Origin of the sequence: Cyanobium gracile PCC 6307 (assembly GCF_000316515.1) — a bacterium.
Classification (GTDB): domain Bacteria; phylum Cyanobacteriota; class Cyanobacteriia; order PCC-6307; family Cyanobiaceae; genus Cyanobium; species Cyanobium gracile.
This window is the reverse complement of sequence record NC_019675.1, coordinates 138,412-156,302: the sequence shown is the minus strand read 5'-3', so window position 1 is coordinate 156,302 and position 17,891 is coordinate 138,412. Positions and strand designations below refer to the sequence as shown.

Sequence of the window (17,891 nt, the reverse complement as noted above, 5' to 3'; positions counted from 1 at the left end):
GAAAACCCGCCCTGGGGCGTTCATCCGTTACCGCTCCACCAGCCAAGCCGTGATGGCGCGGATTTCTTTGCCCCGCAACTGGTGGGTGGTGGAGAGACCGCCCTTGAGGCGGGGGATATGCAACACCCGGCTCTCGACGTCCACCTGCTCCAGCACCAGGCCGCAGGTTTCGGAGACCCTTAGCCCATGACGAGAAATCAACAGGAATAGACAGCGGTCGCTGGTCTCGTTCTGAATGCCTTTCACGGCCTCCAAGAGCCGCTCGAACTCCCTGACGGAGAGGTGTTTTCGGTCATTCGTCGTTTTGTCGAGAGTACGCCCTCTGTGAAGAAGGCCCCAAAACCCATGCAACCAGGGGGTGCCTCTTCCATCTATCGACAAAATGTGTCCATTAATCGAGAGCATTTTAAAACGGGGGCAGGAAAGGCCGCCCAAGGTGGCATAGGAATGGCAGGGAAGGCAGGAATTTGCTGGGTTCTGTGCCGTGGTGAACGGCCGCCTGGCCGGTCTGGGTACAGACTGGTCGTCAAGAGGGTGTTCTCCTAGGTGTTCAGACAAGAGCTGCTCAGGGGGAGTAGCTCAACTCAGGGTCTTGGCAGGCAGGTGGTTCCCTAACCAGAGAACGACAGTAGGCTTCAGAGTGTGTTAGAGAGTAACTATGCTCGGTGAGAGCCTTGATGCCCATCCGTACTCGTGGGAGGTTCGCGTTCACAGAAGCGCCGGGCCAGTCCAAGGTGGACTAGGAACCTCGCAAACGTAGCCTGGGCGGAAGTTTCTACGCACCACACCGCTTTTATCATGGATAGAGAAGCCCTAGGAGTTGGCACCAATGGATAACAAAACCCAGGGTGCGTGGATTATTCATCACACGCGCAAACTTCAATCAGTTACTACTCAGGACTCGGTGACTTTCAGGGAAGGTGTCACTCCTTAGCTGCCACTCAGGCGGCCTGAATCAAGGGTAGCGCCTTGATCACTTCGGGCTCTTCTGCTGGCTTGTTGATCCACACTTCTTCGGGTTGACGCCAGCAGCGGGTGCTTCGGCTCCATCGTGATGGATTTGCCCGGCGGGCTGTCTCGTAGACCTCGGAGCGCCTCTGGCAAATTGCCGTGGCCGCTCCGCTGTGGCGTTGATGGGGCGTCACGAATTTGATGCCGCTGTGGCGGTGCCGGTGGTTGTACCAGTCCACGAACGCTTTCACCCACTCGCATGCCTCGTCTTTACTGGCGAATGGCCGACTCGGGTAGTCGGGCCGGTACTTGACCGTTCGGAATAGGGATTCTGAGTAGGGGTTGTCATTTGAGACTCTTGGCCTGGAAAAGGATCTGAGCACTCCCATCTCCTCCAGCCGCGATTCCAACGTGGCCCCACGCATGGCATTGCCGTTGTCGGCGTGGAGGATCAGTGGAGGCTGGTGGCACTGGTGGCTGCCAAAGCCACTGGGCCGGCGGTAGCGCTCCTTGAGGCAGGCCCGCTGCACCAGATCAGCCGCGATCTCAGCCGACTCCACCTCGGCCACATCCCAGGCCACCACCTTGCGGCTCCAGACGTCGATCACCAGGTAGAGGTACAGCCAAACACCCCGCACCGTGGTCGGCAGATAGGTGATGTCCCACGACCAGACCGCATTGGGGCGATCCGCCATCAGACGCGGCACGGAGCGCGGTTCCTGCGGCAGCCGGGCCCGGCCTCGGCGGTGGCACTGCCCCGCCTGGTGCAACACCCGATAAAAGCTGCTCTCTAGAGCCGATGTAGAGCCCCTGATCAGCCAGGGCCGGCACGATCTGTCCCGGCGGCAGCGAGGCGTACTCCGGCTGGTTGCAGGTGAGCAGGATCCGCTGCCGCTCCTCCTCGCTCAGGCGGTGAGCGACATCGCGGGGGCTGCCTTTACGGCGATCCTCGCCGTCCCCATCACCACCAAAGGCCTTCCGCCAGCGTTTGAGGGTGCGCAGGCAGATGCCGATCTCAGCGCAGGCGCTCACCAGGCCGGCGCCAGCGGCATTCGCCTCGCCGATCAGCTCGATCACCTTCCGCCGGTGCGCGGCGCTGGTCAGCCTTCCTCGTCCTCCGAACAGAAGGCCTCCCACTTTTTTCGCAGCACCAGCAAGGCTGCCGCCTCCGCCAGGGCCTTCTCCTTGCGCTGCAGCTCCTTCTTGAGGGCCTTGATCTCCCGCTGGTCCTGGGCGCGGAGCTTCTCGAGCTCCTTCTGCTCGGCCATCGTCAGCACCGGCTTGGCGTTGGCATCCTGGGCTGCCTGCCGCCAACGGCTCACCTGCTCAGGAAACAGCCCCCGCTCCCTGCAGTAGGCGCTGAGCTCGGTGGCATTGAGGCCAGCGGTCTCCAGCACCACCGTGAACTTGTCGGCAGCACTCCAGCCTTCTGGTTCCTTCTCGGATGCCGGCACCACTTCTCCCTGCAACCGCCAGGTCTTCCTCCATTTGTAGAGGGTGATCACGTGGATGCCCAGCTCTTCTGAAATCCGGGCCACGCTCTGCCGGTGCGGCGGGGTCATCCGCCTCCTCACATCAGCCTTGACGGCCTCGCTGTAACGACGCATTGGTCATGTCCTCAAGCCCCCGGGTGTACGAATGAGAGGGGTGACATCTTTCCTGAACCCGGGGGACTTCGATCAGCTTGCCTTCGCAGGAAAGTGCGGTCTAGTTCTATCCGGTATTGCTGCATCCTTTCAGACCACCATGCCTAGGTCTAGGATCGAGGCTCTAGCTAAGGCTAACGGTCTTAGCCCGCGCTCTGAGCTGCCGGCTGTTCTTGCAGAGCTAGAAAGACAGAAGCTCATTCAGCAGGGTACAGACGCCGTAGAAGTAATCGGACTTACTACTCACTCTGTCCTCAACCACACATCTACAATTTTTCGAGAAGGTTCACCCGGATCAGAAGAGCAGGCGGTAATAGATATTTCTGAGACAGTTTCGGAAGCTCCAGTCTCGGAAGAGGAACTGGTCGAGTTCACTGGGGATTCCTTCAGACTAAAGGCGTCTGAGGCAAAGGACTTAATGAAGAAAGGAGAGCGCATTGGCTTTTTTGACGCCGAGGGCAATAGCAGCGGTGAACGTCTTATCTTTAATGGAAATTTGTTCCGAAGTGATGATATCTCAAAGGTTAATGCTGTGATGAGCACATTGACACCTGCTGAAGCAGAGAGGTACCGAGAAGCAAGTGATATTCTTGGCAAACAGGGCTGCATTAGTCTGAACAAGGCACATTCAGTCTTAAGTGAACTGCTTTTCAGGAAGCTTCATTCTATTGGCTTGTTTGACGTGAGCAAGATAGGGAACGAGTATGGAAACCATTACTTTGTAACAAGGCCAGCGGCATTCTCTAAATTTACTTCTACAATAGCTGATGACGCGTTTGACCTTGCCAAAGCATTCGTCAGTGCGCTTACATACGGTATGACCACAAGTGCGGCTGGCCGCGGTCGCATTCAGATGGTATCGACTCTCATGAACAAGCTAATATCGGGTAGTTGGATTGGTCCGGCTACAGCAATAGGCCACGATTACCAGGCATTGGAAATGCGAGGCGTCGTGGAGGTAAGGCAAAGTTCAGGTTCTATGTACATAATGCGGTTATTGAAGCCAGAAGTTGGACGGTTGGCACTTGCAGTCATTCAAGAGGGTGAAGCAACAACTCAAGCAATAAGCCAGTTGCCGAATGCCAACGTAACATTCTATACCGAGCCGGAGTATAATCGTGAAATTGCCAGGAAGGATATCACGGAGCCCTTGAAAAGGGGGGTTGGCAACCTCCTAACTGAGCTCCGGACGGGAGGGCTAAAGAAGTGACTAAACCAATAGACAAAGGAGCCTCCATGGAAGAGAGTCTTCGCCGCTACTTTCTAAATCTTGGATACTATGTCTTGCGTGGTGTGAAGTTTCGGTACAACACCTTTAACGTAACAGATGTGGACTTGTGGTTGTATGCCAAAACGTCTGCACTTGCAAGACAACGGACCAATGTTGACATTAAGAACAAGAAAACACCTCAGGCACTTGAACGAATCTTTTGGGCAAAGGGACTCAAGGAGACCCTTGCCTTGGATGACTGTATGGTTGCGACAACAGACTCTCGTCCTGACGTCCGAGAGTTTGGTTTGTCACATCAGGTTGTCGTCTTGGATGGTCCATTCCTGCATAGGCTACAAGCTAGCAATAAGACCCATATTGACAGAATAACAGAAGAAGAACTTCTTGAGCACGCTCATCGAGCGTCTTTCGGGAAAATTGGCGGAGACTGGAAGGGTAGATACGAAGAGGCAAAATCCCGGGTGCTTACAGATCTACGCTTTGATGGCTGTAACGCATATATAAATGATATCTATTACTTCCTTGAAGCGTACATTACGTCTAGCGACACTGCACAGACTCCGTTAAGGCTGACCTATTCTGTAATTTCTATGTTTCTTATTGCTGTGGACTTTGTGCTCAAGGACCACTCTGCTTTGAACAACGATCATAGATTTGATCTGCTTTGTGAAGGGTTTAGATACGGCGATTCAGGGAGGTCTTATGCGACTAGATTAACACAGTTGGCAGCAGGACTAACTGAAGTGGCAGGAATCGCGCCGGGTACAGGAATTGCCGTTGTTGAAGAACTTAACAGGCAAGCACTTGAGATCCCCGCCGAGGCACTTGCAGATTTTTTCTCTAAGGGATTAGTGCACTCGTTCTTATTTCCCGCCGCGTGTGAATTCGAGGCGGCAGGGTTTTCCCCAGTCGTACCGAAACCCTCGATGCTGTCATCAAATGCTCAAAGCATCATAGGCGTTCTAACAGACTTTCTTGGAATGGATAGGAAAACGGTGCTCAACTGAAGCTTCACCAAGACCGTTATTCCACCGGGCTCTGTTAAGCAATGCCGTTCTCCCTAGCTGAATGTAACGATTGGCCTAGTTGTGCTTTCTCACCAGGTCATTCAGCGAGCAGCAGCTCCAGACGCCGCTGGGGGCTGAGGCCACCAAGGGCCATGTGGCACCTACGGCCGTTATAGAGCGCCAATTAGCGAGGAAGCCAGCGGTTTCGCTCCTCGGAGGTCTGGAAGGCCATGGCATAGGCCCACTCGGCCAGGAGGGTCTTGATGAACCGCTCCGCCTTGCCGTTGGTCCTCGGTATGTAGGGCCTGGTGCGGATGGGCTTGAGATCCATGGCGGTGCAGGCCTTCCTCCATTCGCCGGAGCGGAAGGCAGAACCGTTGTCCGAGAGGACACGACGGCAGGTGATTCCCTGCTGGCTGAACCAGCCCACGGCACGAGCCAGGAAGCTGACCGTGGTGGCTTTCTGCTCGTCGGGCAGGACTTCCACGTAGGCCAGGCGTGTGGCGTCGTCGATGGCGACATGCACCTTCTCGTAGCCGGCGCCTCTCGAACAGCCTTGACGACGATCGCCGGTGATGCGGTGCCCGACCCGCTCGAAACGGGCAAGCTGCTTGGTGTCGACATGGATCATGTCGCCCGGCTTCTCCCACTGGTACCGCTGAACCGGGGGTTTGGGCTCGAGGTTCCGCAGCCGCCCGAGCCCCAGAGCCTTCATCGCCCTCCCGACGGTCGACAGAGGAGCCCCCACAGCCTTTGCGACCCGCCTGAGGGTGCAGCGCTGGTGCCGGAGATCCACGGCATGGTGCAATTGCTGCGGATTGAGCGTCCGCCGCTGGATGCGGCGAACACTCCGTCGATCCGCCAGAGAGGTGTGACCACCGGAGCGGTATCGAGCCAGCCACTTGTAGGCGGTGCGCAGGCTGATCCCCGCCTGGGTGGCCAGGAGCAGGAGGGGTTCGCCGTGGTGAATGTGTCGGCGCAGCAGCCGTTCCCGGCCGAGGGGTGTCAGCCGGGCATTCGGGTGGGTATGCATGGGGCGTGAGGTCAGTGGATCGGCGGTGACACCCGGACCATGACGACCTCAAACCCCTTGTCAGCTGAACAACCTGGTGGGACTACACAGCAAGGTAGGCACAGTTCAATCCGGTTGCATGACGAATACCGACACGATCCCAGACAGGGATGTTGAGTTTCGTATCGCCCCCGAGGGTCTTCAGAATAGGCAAACGTGGAGTTTGATGTATTCTGGAGTTTATTGCTAGGGATTTTCCTCATGAATCATAGAAAGCCAGATATCCAGATCCCTTTATGGACAAAGATCACTGCATTGGCAGGCTTATTCTTCGTGTATTCAGGAACATCTTTGCCCGTATTTGCACAGGCCTGGCAACCCTACACTGAAGGACTTACTTACGGCAGGTGCTTTAAATTCATCGACGCTAGCCAAGATGTGAGATCTAGGTGCCCTGTGTCCATGCAGTTCTCAGTGCCTCCTCCATCCCAGAAAGATTCTCGGTCCTACAGAATCAATCCTCTCTTGTCGGCACCTAAAGTCAATGTGATCGATTTTGCGGGGGCTGAAGCTTCTAAAAGACCTGCGTATATAGTTGGATTTGGTTTTAGCCGGTACAAGCGTCTAAGCGCTTCCAAGTATATCTTTATTGTGGATCAAGTCATAACCAATGGAGCTAATGGAGTGGCGTCACAGCAAGAAAACCATTTGCCTGCAAATGGTACCTGCACATTTGATAAGCTCAATTCCCAGAATCCTTCGGTAAGCTGCAGCGCGCGAGGAGGTTCCAAGACCTATGCTTTCTCCTTTGTCAGGGATACGCGTATGAATCCCCCTGGGTCAAATGATGATACTCTGCTTCGAAGTTGGGGAAGATTTGTCAATGCGTCTGCCAGATTTATAGACTATCGTTAAGATGTGTTGCTTCTGTATCTTCATGCTGGGGAAGTCTTATGGCTAAAGTGCCTACTGGTTACGCCTCTAGGCTAGCGCTTGTTAGTCTAATCTACGTGATGAGTCTTGCAGGATGTAGTGGGGAACTTACTGGATCACAGGTGCAAAATGAAGTCGTCCAGCAACCGCAACCCACAACTTCGAATTCAAGTGTGCCCAACGTCAATTCGCGGAGAGACCACTCCAGTTGGACTGTTCTTGGTATTCCTATAGGTAGCCCTTGGCCGAGAAATGTGCCAAAGTGTGATTCATCTACTGATCAACAACCGCCTCTTTGCTATGGGGCCACTCAGGGGGGCCTCAATACGCAACAGCCCGCAAAGTGGAGAAGTTACACGGTTTTACCAGTTACTCCTTCAAGGAACCTTAACGGATTCGAGTTCTCTGAACTGCTTGATGACAACTTGTCCCCAGGATTTTTTATTGTTATTGACAATCAAGGCCTGGTGCAGGGGATGATTGTCAACAGCATAACTGCTGATACCACCCAAGTCATAGCAATGTTAAACGCCAAGTATGGGGAGAACATGAAGACTGTTCCCAAGAAGACTCAACTATCTCCGGGAGAGGTTGTCTCAGTTCTCCACTACTACTGGAGTCCGACAAAGCTTTCGGTGCATTACGGTCCCCCGCCTGATATGCCAACCGGTTCATTTAGAATTATTGAGATCTTCGGGACAAAGCTTGCCGAAGAGAATGCTCAGATGCGGTAACGTGTCGCAATTAAATTAGTTTATGAGGCGCACTCGGCTATGAGTCGAAACCGCATGCCTTGCCTAGACTCTACGCAACATGGATGGCATTTTTCATTCTGCGGTAAGTGAGTAAGCAACGAGAAATCCCACCTGGCTTCATTGTTCTGCGCACTCTAACCCAGACGACTTTAACTATTCGACCCTTCCGCAGCCAGGAAGATGCCTTCACCTGCTCCTCTGAGTTTGTGGCCTGGGATAAGCACCGCTGCAACGCCATGCGGATCGTTGCTCTTGGTCAAGGCCGCTTCGCATAGGCCATTTAACTCCGTCGCTAACTGGCTCAAGGATCCAAACAGGGGGCCTGGAGCGCCCTTTCAGATAGAGAGGCCGAATCAACAGTGAGCTGATCTGGTTTTTCTAGAACGGCTCCATCGTTACCTGTGAGGCGGGGCACCGCCCCTGAGAGTGCGCTCCCACCCGAGAGCAACGCCTCACCCATGAGGCCCGAATTCAAGTCCAGGGTCGCCATGAAGTGATTCAGTGGCCGCAACACGATCCGGGAGATCGCCGCCGACGGCGCGGAGCGCCTAATCCAGGTGAGCCAGTTAAGGAATCAAGCCATTGAGTCAACGCGGTAACGGCCTCGGGGGTGACCCGCACAGGTGGTTAACCACGGGGATCGGCCCAGCCCGCCCGTTCCTGATCTCCAGTCAGACCCGCCACCCCCACTCCCCCGAGACCTTGGGGATGAAGCATGCGATGGGGCGCCCGCCGTCCTTGGGGTGGAGCGACTCCTCAGACCCGCCAGTGATGACCGGGACGTGCTCACCAGTGGGGGTGTCGATGCGTTCGAGGGGCCAGCAGGAGGCGTCGAAGTGCCAGAGGTATGGAGCCATGGGGTTCGGAGCGGCTGCCTACAGGGTTCCCGAGGGCGGACAAGGACTTCAGAGCGCACCTCCTCCATCCCCCCCCGAAAAGGGGACACCCTTCCCGAGCTTGGTCGCAGTGGTATGACCTCACGGCCGGGGCTGTGGTGGTCGGACAGGGCCGGTCAGCGCGTGGACAGGGTCCGGACACGGCAGATCCGCTTCCCTCTCCCCAGTCCCCACCTCACCCCGGACGCGCCGGACAAGGCGGACACACCACCACAAGCCATTGATCAGATCCCCCCCCTCCTTTGCCAAGCACACATACAAGAGAGGGGGCAGCCCCCCGTTGTCCGGCCTGTCCGGGTGTCCGGAATTGAAGCGGGCGGGGGGGGGCGGGTAGTGCCGATCGCTTGTACCGGTGGATGGAACGAGCCATCCCCCGAGGGCGAGCTCTTTCCACCACCCTCCGCCTCGGTGACTGCCAGGAAAGATGACGCCCCTGCCGTTGATCAGGCGGCCATGACCAAGGTAGCTGGATCAATGGCGTTTTCTGGACGCGGTGGATTGATCCAGACCACTTTCGGCTGACGCCAGCATCGGGTTCCGCGGCTCCAGCGGCGGGGGTGTCGCTGGCGGGCCTGCTCGTAGAGACGGGCGCGGTGACGACAGAGTTCAACGGCCTGACCGCTGTGGCGCTGATCAGGCGTCACGAACCGGATGGAACTGTGGCGGTGCCTGTGGTTGTACCAGGCCACGAATGCACAGGCCCAGCTGCAGGCCTCTTCCTGGCTGCGGAAGGGACGCCTGGGGTAGTCCGGTCGGTACTTGACCGTGCGGAACAGCGACTCCGAGTAGGGGTTGTCGTTACTGACCCTCGGCCTGGAGAAGGATCTGAGCACCCCCAGCTCCTCCAGCCGGCTCTCCAGCGTGGCAGCCCGCATGGCGTTGCCGTTGTCGGCATGGAGGATCAGAGGTTGGGGCCGGCCCTTACTGATCCGCTCCCGTAGGCAGGCCCTGCTCACCAGATCAGCGGCGATCTGGGCCTCCTCCCGCTCGGCGACATCCCAGGCCACCACCTTGCGGCTCCAGACGTCGATCACCAGGTAGAGGTACAGCCAGACGCCACGCACGCTGGTGGGCAGGTACGTGATGTCCCAGCTCCAGACCTGATTGGGCCCTCTGGCCTCCAGCCGCGGCACCGGCCGGGGCCCTTGGGGCGGCCGGGCACGGCCACGGCGATGGGCCTGGCCATGGTCATGAAGCACGCGGTAGAAGCTGCGCTCAGAGCCGATGTAGATCCCGCGATCGGCAAGGATCGGCACGATCTGCCCCGGTGGCAACGCCGCGAACTCGCTCTGGTTGCAGGTGAGCAGGATCCGCTGGCGCTCCTCGTCACTGAGCCGGTGAGACACCAGGCGGCGACTGCCTTTACGGCCGTCCAGGCCGCCCCCATCACCCACGAACTGCCGCCGCCAGCGCTGCAGCGTGGTGAGCCCCACGCTCAGCAAAGCGGCCACCTCTCGGGCCCGCGCACCGGCCGCCATGGCGGCATCGAGGATCTCCAGGGCCTTACGGCGATCGGCCGCCGCAGTCAATCCCCCTCGTCCTCGCCCCCAGTAGGCCTGGATCTTTTTTGAGGCGATCAGCAGTGCCGCCGCCTCCGCCAGGGCCTTGTCCTTGCGGCGCAGCTCCTGCTGGAGCCGTTTGATCTCACGCTGGTCCTCCTGGTGCCGCTTCTGGAGGTCCTTCTGATCGGCCATCGTCAGCAGCGGCTGGGCATTGGCATCCTGGGCTGCCTGACGCCAGCGGTCCACCTGCTCGGGGAACAGGCCCCGCTCGCGGCAGTATCCACCCAGTTCAGTCGCGTTCAGCCCGGCGGTCTCCAGCACCACCGTGAACTTGTCGGCTGGGCCCCAACCCTCGGGGTCCTTCTGGGTGGCCGGCACCACCTCGCCCTGCAACCGCCAGGCCTTCCGCCACTTGTAGAGCGTGATCACGTGGATGCCCAGCTCTGCTGAGATCTGGGCCACGCTCTGCCGGTGCGGTGGACTCATCCGCCTTCTCACATCAGCTTTGACGGCCTCGCTGTAACGGCGCATTGCTCTGCTCCATCAAGCCCCCTGGTGGAAAAAGCGGTCAGGATGGAGAGGCGTCAACTTTCCTGGCAGAGGGGGCCTCTGCCTTGGCCAAGCTTCCTATCGGTACAACCTAGGGAACTCTGCTTTAAGCCGGGCCACCTTGGGCTTGTCGTGGAGCACTACGTAGGGATGGTTGGGATTCCGGGCCACGAAGTCCTGGTGGGATGCCTCGGCTGGGGTAAAGCCTCGCCAGGTCTCCATCGTGGTGGCGATCGGCTTGGTGAAGACCCCGGAACGGTTCAACTGGGCGATGTAGGCCGTCGCCACCCGCCGTTGCTCAGGATCGGTGGGGAAGATGGCCGAGCGGTACTGGCTGCCCACGTCGGGCCCCTGGCGATTCACCTCGGTGGGATCGTGAGCCACCGCGAAGAAAACCTTCAGCAGCTGGCCATAGCTCACTCGGGAGGGGTCGTAGGTGATGCGGATACCTTCGGCGTGGCCGGTGTCGCCGCTGCTCACCCGTTCGTAATCAGCGGTGGCCGCCGTGCCGCCCGCGTAGCCGGTCACCACCTCCTTGACGCCTTTCACGTGCTCGAACACCGCCTCCATGCCCCAGAAGCACCCCCCAGCCAGCACCGCCGTGGCAGTTGCCGTCGGACGGCCGGCAGGGGTCTCGGCCACCGCCGGATCGGGGAGGTCCTTGGCGGAGGCGGCTTGCTGCCGGGGGAGGGCGGCAGCGGCCAACAGTCCAGCTGCCAGCAGCCCCGCGGCGATCAGTCCGCCGGTCGCGGCCCTGCTGGCCAGGGGTTGGAGGGGGGAGGGCATCGAACCAAGGGCACACACCTCAATACCGGTGGAGGCGGCCATTGGATGGGGTCAACCGCATGGGCGTCCAACTCCACCTTCTGTTGGCTTGGGCGAGCGGGCTAAGGGCGACGCCGTGCCCTTCAGGTCAGCGACCTCGCAACCATGCCACCTCTCACCCACGCTGAGCGCATCGCCCTGCGCCGGCAGATTTCCGATGAAGAAGCAGCTGGGCTGCCAAGATCCCGACACACCCCCGAGCACTGATGCGGCTTGCCCCACTCCTGGCCCTGGCCATACCTCTACTCACGCCTCTGGCCGCCTCAGCCGCCACGGTGATCTCAGTCGGCGACGGCGACACCCTGCGGGTCGAGGACGGCGGGAAGAAGCTCACGATCCGGGTGGCCTGCATCGATGCCCCCGAGATGGCGCAGTCCCCCTACGGGCAGCAGGCGAGGGAAGCCCTCCAAGCACTCCTCCCTGTCAGCTCTACCGTCACCCTGAAGGTTCAGACCAAAGACCGCTATGGCCGCACCGTCGCTGAGGTCTTCAGCGCCGACGGGCGGAACGCCGGCCTCACCCTGGTCCAGCAGGGCAACGCCTTCGCCTACCGGCAGTATCTGCAGCAGTGCGACCAGTGGGCCTACCTCGATCGAGAGAAGCTTGCCGAGCGCTACAGGCTCGGTATCTGGAATCCTGCCCGAGGCATCCAGCGTCCTTGGGACTTTAGAACTGCACGGCGGGGAGCCCAGAGCCAGCCTGCAGCCAGACCTCAGCGACCGTTGAACCTCACAATCATCAACGGCGGAGCCAGTCCGAGCTCGGGGCGGCGGTGGTACTGCAGGAATGTTGGGTCATGGGAGCGAGCCCAGCAGCTGCTGAGCGATGGGCACACGTATTTAGATGGCGATGGAGATGGGGAGGCGTGTGAAGCGTTGAGGTGAATGAGGCTTGTTGAAGCCATGGCCCGGTTGACCACTTGAGTTGCCCCTGATCTCTCACCCTCACTAAACTGAGGTCCTAAACCTTGGAAGGCAAGCAGTGCTGTCAAAAACGATTGCTAGCCCCTTTAGGGCACTTTGCGTTTTTCGGACTAACCGGTTCAGTCCGCATAGCATCGTGCACAAAGGACAAGTCACGGCTGTGAAGCGGAACTGCCAAGCTCTTGGGATTTTAACCGGCCTCTCTCTGATCTCCCTCAGCCTTGCCGGTTGTACCCCGCCAAAGGTCGAGACTACGAACTCCACGAAGATTCCTGTTCCTCAGGCTCCGCCCTGCACGAATCAGAACCTCTCTACAGAGGCCATCTTCTCCGGCTCGAAGGCCGGTGTGGCTGTTGTGGAAACATCGGATGGCCTAGGCAGTGCCTTTGTCGTTCGCCATCAAGATGGCGTCACCCTTCTCGTGACCAATGCCCATGTGGTAGAAGGCAGCCAGGTGGCGACATTGAAGTGGCCGGATGGCAGCCAGGACAATGCAGCTGTGGTCGCCACCGGTGGAGGCAACTCGGCAGAAACAGATCTTGCCTTGTTGGAAGTGCGCGCCATCCGAGGCGAAGTGCTTCAGATCAAGCCAGAGGCAGTCAATGTCGGAACCGATATCTTTGCTATTGGAGCGCCCAAGGGGCTGGAGTTCAGCATCAGTCGTGGCATTGTCAGTGGGCTGCGAGATGATGGTGCCATCCTCCAGATTGATGCGGCGATTAACCCGGGCAATTCCGGAGGGCCTGTCCTTGATGGCACAGGCTGTGTCGTTGGCATGGCCACCTTCAAGCTCCGGGATAGCGAGGGCCTGAATTTTGCACTGGCAGCCAGCACCATCAACACTTTTCTGGCCAAGCCACCTTCGCCTCCAAGCCGTTCGGAAACGGCACAATCCCCTGATTCGAGTGAAGATGCCGGAAACGACTCAGCTCAACGACCTGCAGAAGCTAGCGGTCGTTCGACCTCTGGTCCGACATGCTGGTTCCAACTCACACAAGATTCTACCGATCTTGCACCTTCAAGGTGTTCGGTGACATCGCGAAGAAATGCCAATGGGCATCTTGTCTACGATGTCATTGAGCCCAATGGGACTACACGCACGGTTGTCCTGTGGAATGATGATTCAGCAGAAGTGATCCTGGAGGGCAAGCGCTACTTGGGCCGCTGGGAAAAGGATCAAGATGGAGATTTCCAAGTTCATCTCGATCAAGGAACCTTTGCCTTCAGGTACTAGGGGGACGTCAGCTCCCCTTTGCTACTTTTGCCTGCGGTGAGGCAAGACGTGAGGTGGTCTGGTTTTTCTGGACAGGCTCCATCGTTAACCTCTGAGGCGCGGTGCCGCGCCTGAAAGGGGCTCCCACCGATGAGCATCCAGCGGCACCCACAGCCCCGAGTTCAAGGCCAGGGTCGCCATGGAGGCGATCAGTGATCGCAAGACGCTCCAGGAGATCGCCGCCGACCATGCGGTCCGCCCGATCCAGGTGAGCCAATGGAAGAAGCAGCTCCTGGAGGGCGCCAGCGAGTTGTTCACCTGGGGCAAGAACAGCAAAGCAGGCATGGAGGCAACGTCGGAACGTTCTCAGGGGGGGGGGGATCGGAGCTGATGGTTAACCATGGAGATCGGCCCAGCCCCTCCTTCCCTCTTCTCCAAGTCATCACCTCCCGCCTCACCGACTCCCCCGAGCACGAAACTGCTGACGCGGGGCGAGTCCATAGCCGACCACCAGCTCAGCCAGTGAATGGCTCCAGCTGAAAAGCGCCTTGTTTCGTGGTTTCGCTCACGGGGGAGCGGCAGCTCCAGCGCCCTTCCAAGATGACCCTCAAGCAGCTCACAGCCGCACCTACCGGCACTGGCACCTATAAGCCAGGGCGTTACATTACGCCTAACGGCCTCTTTACCAACATGGCCCTCAAAGGATCCGATCTCCTCGCGAAAGTCAAAGAGCTCGGCGATGCCTCCAAGTCCGATCTGGTTCGCGCCGCCGGCTACGTCAGCACCAAGAAGGACGGCAGTGAACGGCTCAACTTCACTGCTTTCTACGAGGCCCTGCTTGAGGCCAAGGGTGTGAGCCTTGGCGACGGTGGTGGCAATGGCAAAGGGAAGGGTGGCCGGCGTCTGAGCTACGTCGCCACAGTGCAGGGCAATGGGAACCTGCTGGTGGGCAAGGCGTACACCGCCATGCTCGATCTCGAGCCCGGCGATGAATTCGAGATCAAGCTCGGTCGCAAGCAGATCCGGCTGATTCCTGCTGGTGGGGCTGACGAGGAAAAGTGAGCTGTAACGCTCCAGAACCGTTGGTCCCTCAACACCTAGTCACGCATGCCAGCAGGAACTCACTGGCTGAACAGAAATATATAGTTAGGTAGTCAATGAAGCATCTGCGCCTAATGGGTATGTACAGGGGGAGGCGTGACAATTTGCTACCAATGGCCGTCTCAACCCACAGTCTTGCAATAATGACAATCATATGTGTGTAGACATTGTGACTTCGAAGATGCGTCAGAGCATTTGCGCTTCGGCATTTCTTGCTTTGATATTTGGCATGAAAACCGCGGTCGCTCAACCCGCTGTGAAAACTGGTAAACAAGGAATAAGCGCCATCGGGATTGGAATGCCACTAAATGACTTTGGACGGAATCGACGGTTCAACTCCTCGGCCTTGGCTGACCTGGACATTCAGCCCTCTTCTATTCTTGGACTTACGGTGTCGTGTGACAACTACGCAACGGAGATTATTGTGATGAATAGGGGCCGTTATACGGCACCACCTTCTACCGTTATCGTGCTATCAAATGCATTTATCGAAAAGCAGAATCCTACTACCGGCATTTTTGAATCATCAAGTCTGAGCATCGATGCACGGGGCACCTTAACAACAGCCACTCTCCAGCCTGGACAAAGCCAAACTCTTGGAGATACTCATGCCATACAGCCAAGATCAATATCACCTTCGTATTCAGGTCCTGGTAATTACATAATTACGGTCACAAGCGAGATCGAGATTGACCCAGTATCTCCGCAACGTCCACATGGCCTGATTCCTGAAGAAAGCCAAGCCAACAATAAGATGCTGATCTCGCGAGAGTTTGAATGTATTAGCCGATAGTCTTGGCGCGGTCAGTCTTGAGCAGATTGCACTGATTGGCATGGCTATGACCCACCGTGGGGGAATACTTGGCCTGGGTAAGGTGGTCTGGACTTTATTGACAGGACCCATCTTAAATCTCTCAGGCTGGGCACCGTTCCTGAGAGGGGCTATGCCCCCGTGAACAAACGCCGATCACACAGCTCCGAGTTCAAGGCCAGGGTCGCCATGGAGGCGATTAGCGGTCGCGAACGGCTCCAGGAGATTGTCCCCGGCAATGCGGTGAGCACGATTCACCGAGCCAGTCGAAGACGCATTTGCTGGAGGCCGGTAGTCGCGTGGGCTTCGGGGGCTTACGCGAGCCATTGAGGCAAGGGTCGGAACGCTCTCGGGGGGAGCAATACCGTTGGTTAACCACGGAGATCTGCTCCGCTCCTTCCTGGGCGGTCCATTCACTTTCCCCCACCTCTCGCATCCCACGAGAGCACGGACCCGGCATCGTGGTGATGGCCATTGCCTCTCTGTAGACCATCCACCTCTCCCCCAGAGCGCTCCTCATTTCGCCAAGGCTCAGCCCAGCTCGTTCGATCCGGCGCCGCCGCTCAATCTCACACCTCTTTGCTTGCGTTCTCGGGGGGCATGGGTTGACCCACGTCCTGATGGTTCCGCCCACACACCCCACGACCATTGCCGGGAACTCTGGATGCAGTCCCTGCCTCTCGGCCTCTGCCCCCTTAAGTCCCATGCCTTTCTCAACCGCCGACATCTCCATCCAACTGCTCATGAACACGACCAACACCTTCCAGGAAATTGAAAGCCGCATGACCGCCCGTGCCTTTGGCGCGGTCCACAACCCTGAGAAAGGACCGGAGGTCCGGCGGGTGTTCGCAAAGCTGCTGGAGGTCCTGGATCGGGCAAGCCCCGATAGTTTGATCTGAACTACCTCTGCTGCTCAACACGGTTGCAGCCAGGGAGTCGTCGCCTAGCCGCTGTGGCTTCCCCCAAGTTTGATTGAGCCGATCGAGGGCCGGATCCGATATTGCGGATGACTGGTCGGGACCCACTCCTCGATCGCGACGTAGGAGAACAAGAAGCCGCTGCGCTCATGTGGACCTCGCATCAGATCTGCTGCAGTTGATTCGTTTTCGCAGAAGCGGACAAGTTTTGTTCTTGAGAACGCTTAAGGACGCGCCTTAGGTCAGCCTCTTCATCGCTATCCTGCCCATAAGCCGAACTGTAAGGGTGGAACCGTGCAATTAAGTAACGAAGCCTGCATTCCGTGTCAAGACGGTGGCCCCACGCTGACCCCAGGTGAGATCAGTGATCTCCTAGGCGAGCTTCCCGGATGGGAAGTGGTCGATGGACATCATTTGCACAGGGTTTGGAACTTCCAGAATTTCAGCTTAGCTCTTGAATGGGTGCGAAGCGCTGGCGCCATCTGTGATAAGCAGGGTCACCATGCCGACTTCAAACTTGGATGGGGTTATGCGGAAGCCATCATCTACACCCATAAGTCTGATGGACTGACCCGCTCCGATATGGTTCTGGCAGCTAGGTTTGATGCCTTGGAACATGATGGGGAGGGGCATGCCTGAGGGGAGTCCCCTATCTCAGAAACTATCAGATTGATCTGATAGCCCTTGACCTAATTGTTTAAGGATCGGGAGTGAGGTCATCGTTTGCCATGATCACATTGTTTACGCCTGAAAATGGTGGATCGGGATGCTCCATTATCCGAAGATCCTTTCGAACCAGCCGCCGGTGCAGATGCAAGAAGTCTCAAGGCCGCCTGGCGTGGTTGACCCAACCATCACGCAGCTTCTGCCGAGGAATCGATCCCAGATTCCGCATGAACCGCCACAGCCGCTAGTGCCTCCACCTCCCGGCGTGACTACGACTACGAGTGTGCAGCCGCCGGGCGTCTGGTTTCCCTTTTGCCGCGCGATGACTTGAGGCGTGGCGTCAACAGCGGAAGCGACAAGATCATCGTAAGCCTCTTGGCTCAATGCGAATGGTTTATTAATGGCCATAACTTGCTCCTTTTGCGGGGTGTCAACGAGCCGTGATGCGTATATGCAAAGTTGAGTCGAGAACTTATTGGCCGGAGTCAGCAACGACTAGCTCCGAAGGCTATCCCACCAACCGCCGCTGCAAGCACAGAATACCTGCACCCCGCCGCCTGCATTTTGAACAATTTTTCCGCATGACCGGCCGAGGAACTTATCCCACAAGCCGCAAGACCCCCGGCACTCAAATCTCACGCCGCCTGGTCCGCTGATCTGCACCAAGGTGCAGCCGCCGGCCCCGGTGCCAATTGGCTTCTGCAAGATTGTCTCTTGGTCCTTCTGTATCTCAACACCCATTTGACCTTTCGTTTCCATCAAACGTCTCCTAGGTAAGTGTGTACTTTTGTTCCCTTGCCTCCACCTTTCAATCTATCAGATCTGGCACACGAACGGATTGGCCAGGTGCGACCTACGTGCTCGGCGAAGACCCCGTGTCCGGCCGTGACAACACCATGAGGCAGCGCGAACCCTCGGTGGGCAAGAACAAGATTGGTTAAGCACTGGTAGCC

At 57.9% G+C, this 17,891-nt stretch carries 14 protein-coding genes and 2 pseudogenes; 10 read left to right on the top strand and 6 right to left on the bottom strand.

Going from position 1 to position 17,891, the window contains the following annotated elements:
• Positions 1–27: 27 nt before the first annotated feature.
• Together CYAGR_RS19540 and CYAGR_RS00735 are read right to left on the bottom strand one after the other, a co-directional pair.
• Positions 28–246, bottom strand: a complete 219-nt coding sequence (locus CYAGR_RS19540) for a tyrosine-type recombinase/integrase (RefSeq protein ID WP_216593357.1) — start codon at positions 244–246, stop codon at positions 28–30.
• 695 nt (positions 247–941) lie between these two features.
• Positions 942–2,558 (bottom strand): annotated as a pseudogene (locus CYAGR_RS00735) (IS3 family transposase).
• A gap of 31 nt (positions 2,559–2,589) precedes the next feature.
• On the opposite strand from CYAGR_RS00735, the gene CYAGR_RS16745 reads away from it, so the two are divergent.
• Entirely contained in the window at positions 2,590–3,807 is a 1,218-nt protein-coding gene (locus CYAGR_RS16745; RefSeq protein ID WP_015107824.1) for a hypothetical protein, read from the top strand.
• A 26-nt stretch (positions 3,808–3,833) separates the two neighbouring features.
• Positions 3,834–4,835, top strand: coding sequence for a hypothetical protein (locus CYAGR_RS16740; RefSeq protein ID WP_015107823.1), 1,002 nt, complete (start codon positions 3,834–3,836; stop codon positions 4,833–4,835).
• A gap of 97 nt (positions 4,836–4,932) precedes the next feature.
• Here the strand turns inward: CYAGR_RS16740 and CYAGR_RS00725 are convergent.
• Positions 4,933–5,868 (bottom strand): annotated as a pseudogene (locus CYAGR_RS00725) (IS481 family transposase).
• A gap of 1,388 nt (positions 5,869–7,256) precedes the next feature.
• On the opposite strand from CYAGR_RS00725, the gene CYAGR_RS17960 reads away from it, so the two are divergent.
• The gene (locus CYAGR_RS17960; protein WP_172637139.1) at positions 7,257–7,514 is read left to right on the top strand and encodes a hypothetical protein; all 258 of its coding nucleotides are present in this window, start codon (positions 7,257–7,259) and stop codon (positions 7,512–7,514) included.
• Between the two features lie 692 nt (positions 7,515–8,206).
• Here CYAGR_RS17960 and CYAGR_RS00720 read toward each other — a convergent pair.
• The 3 genes from CYAGR_RS00720 to msrA all read right to left on the bottom strand — a co-directional run bounded on the left by CYAGR_RS00720 (position 8,207) and on the right by msrA (position 11,268).
• Complete coding sequence (locus CYAGR_RS00720) at positions 8,207–8,392, bottom strand: hypothetical protein (RefSeq protein ID WP_015107822.1); 186 nt, start codon at positions 8,390–8,392, stop codon at positions 8,207–8,209.
• A 482-nt stretch (positions 8,393–8,874) separates the two neighbouring features.
• Entirely contained in the window at positions 8,875–10,464 is a 1,590-nt protein-coding gene (locus tag CYAGR_RS00715; protein WP_015107821.1) for an IS3 family transposase, read from the bottom strand.
• Between the two features lie 96 nt (positions 10,465–10,560).
• The gene (gene msrA / locus CYAGR_RS00710; RefSeq protein WP_051017169.1) at positions 10,561–11,268 is read right to left on the bottom strand and encodes a peptide-methionine (S)-S-oxide reductase MsrA; all 708 of its coding nucleotides are present in this window, start codon (positions 11,266–11,268) and stop codon (positions 10,561–10,563) included.
• A gap of 245 nt (positions 11,269–11,513) precedes the next feature.
• Here msrA and CYAGR_RS00705 point away from each other — a divergent pair, with 245 nt between their 5' ends.
• From CYAGR_RS00705 to CYAGR_RS16720, 7 genes are all read left to right on the top strand, one after another.
• Positions 11,514–12,191 carry a thermonuclease family protein gene (locus CYAGR_RS00705; protein WP_015107819.1) on the top strand — a complete coding sequence of 226 codons (678 nt, stop codon included), beginning with the start codon at positions 11,514–11,516 and terminating at the stop codon, positions 12,189–12,191.
• Positions 12,192–12,576: 385 nt separating this feature from the next.
• Positions 12,577–13,464, top strand: coding sequence for a S1C family serine protease (locus tag CYAGR_RS16730; protein ID WP_172637138.1), 888 nt, complete (start codon positions 12,577–12,579; stop codon positions 13,462–13,464).
• Between the two features lie 178 nt (positions 13,465–13,642).
• Positions 13,643–13,834, top strand: coding sequence for a hypothetical protein (locus tag CYAGR_RS17955; protein ID WP_071881531.1), 192 nt, complete (start codon positions 13,643–13,645; stop codon positions 13,832–13,834).
• 299 nt (positions 13,835–14,133) lie between these two features.
• The gene (locus tag CYAGR_RS00695) at positions 14,134–14,505 is read left to right on the top strand and encodes an AbrB family transcriptional regulator (RefSeq protein ID WP_015107817.1); all 372 of its coding nucleotides are present in this window, start codon (positions 14,134–14,136) and stop codon (positions 14,503–14,505) included.
• Positions 14,506–14,725: 220 nt separating this feature from the next.
• Positions 14,726–15,337: a hypothetical protein gene (locus tag CYAGR_RS17950; RefSeq protein WP_216593356.1), complete on the top strand. Its 612-nt coding sequence runs from the start codon at positions 14,726–14,728 to the stop codon at positions 15,335–15,337.
• A gap of 722 nt (positions 15,338–16,059) precedes the next feature.
• Complete coding sequence (locus tag CYAGR_RS00690) at positions 16,060–16,254, top strand: hypothetical protein (protein ID WP_015107815.1); 195 nt, start codon at positions 16,060–16,062, stop codon at positions 16,252–16,254.
• A 312-nt stretch (positions 16,255–16,566) separates the two neighbouring features.
• Complete coding sequence (locus CYAGR_RS16720; protein ID WP_015107814.1) at positions 16,567–16,911, top strand: 4a-hydroxytetrahydrobiopterin dehydratase; 345 nt, start codon at positions 16,567–16,569, stop codon at positions 16,909–16,911.
• Positions 16,912–17,891 lie beyond the last annotated feature (980 nt).

Excerpts from the sequence above, each read along its gene's own strand:
- CYAGR_RS00690 (WP_015107815.1), top strand. The coding sequence starts at position 16,060 with ATGCCTTTCTCAACCGCCGACATCTCCATCCAACTGCTCATGAACACG.
- CYAGR_RS00695 (WP_015107817.1), top strand. The coding sequence starts at position 14,134 with ATGGCCCTCAAAGGATCCGATCTCCTCGCGAAAGTCAAAGAGCTCGGC.
- CYAGR_RS17950 (WP_216593356.1), top strand. The coding sequence starts at position 14,726 with ATGCGTCAGAGCATTTGCGCTTCGGCATTTCTTGCTTTGATATTTGGC.
- CYAGR_RS17955 (WP_071881531.1), top strand. The coding sequence starts at position 13,643 with ATGGAGGCGATCAGTGATCGCAAGACGCTCCAGGAGATCGCCGCCGAC.
- CYAGR_RS17960 (WP_172637139.1), top strand. The coding sequence starts at position 7,257 with ATGATTGTCAACAGCATAACTGCTGATACCACCCAAGTCATAGCAATG.
- CYAGR_RS00705 (WP_015107819.1), top strand. The coding sequence starts at position 11,514 with ATGCGGCTTGCCCCACTCCTGGCCCTGGCCATACCTCTACTCACGCCT.
- CYAGR_RS16745 (WP_015107824.1), top strand. The coding sequence starts at position 2,590 with ATGAGAGGGGTGACATCTTTCCTGAACCCGGGGGACTTCGATCAGCTT.
- CYAGR_RS16740 (WP_015107823.1), top strand. The coding sequence starts at position 3,834 with ATGGAAGAGAGTCTTCGCCGCTACTTTCTAAATCTTGGATACTATGTC.
- CYAGR_RS00715 (WP_015107821.1), bottom strand. The coding sequence starts at position 10,464 with ATGCGCCGTTACAGCGAGGCCGTCAAAGCTGATGTGAGAAGGCGGATG.
- msrA (WP_051017169.1), bottom strand. The coding sequence starts at position 11,268 with ATGCCCTCCCCCCTCCAACCCCTGGCCAGCAGGGCCGCGACCGGCGGA.
- CYAGR_RS00720 (WP_015107822.1), bottom strand. The coding sequence starts at position 8,392 with ATGGCTCCATACCTCTGGCACTTCGACGCCTCCTGCTGGCCCCTCGAA.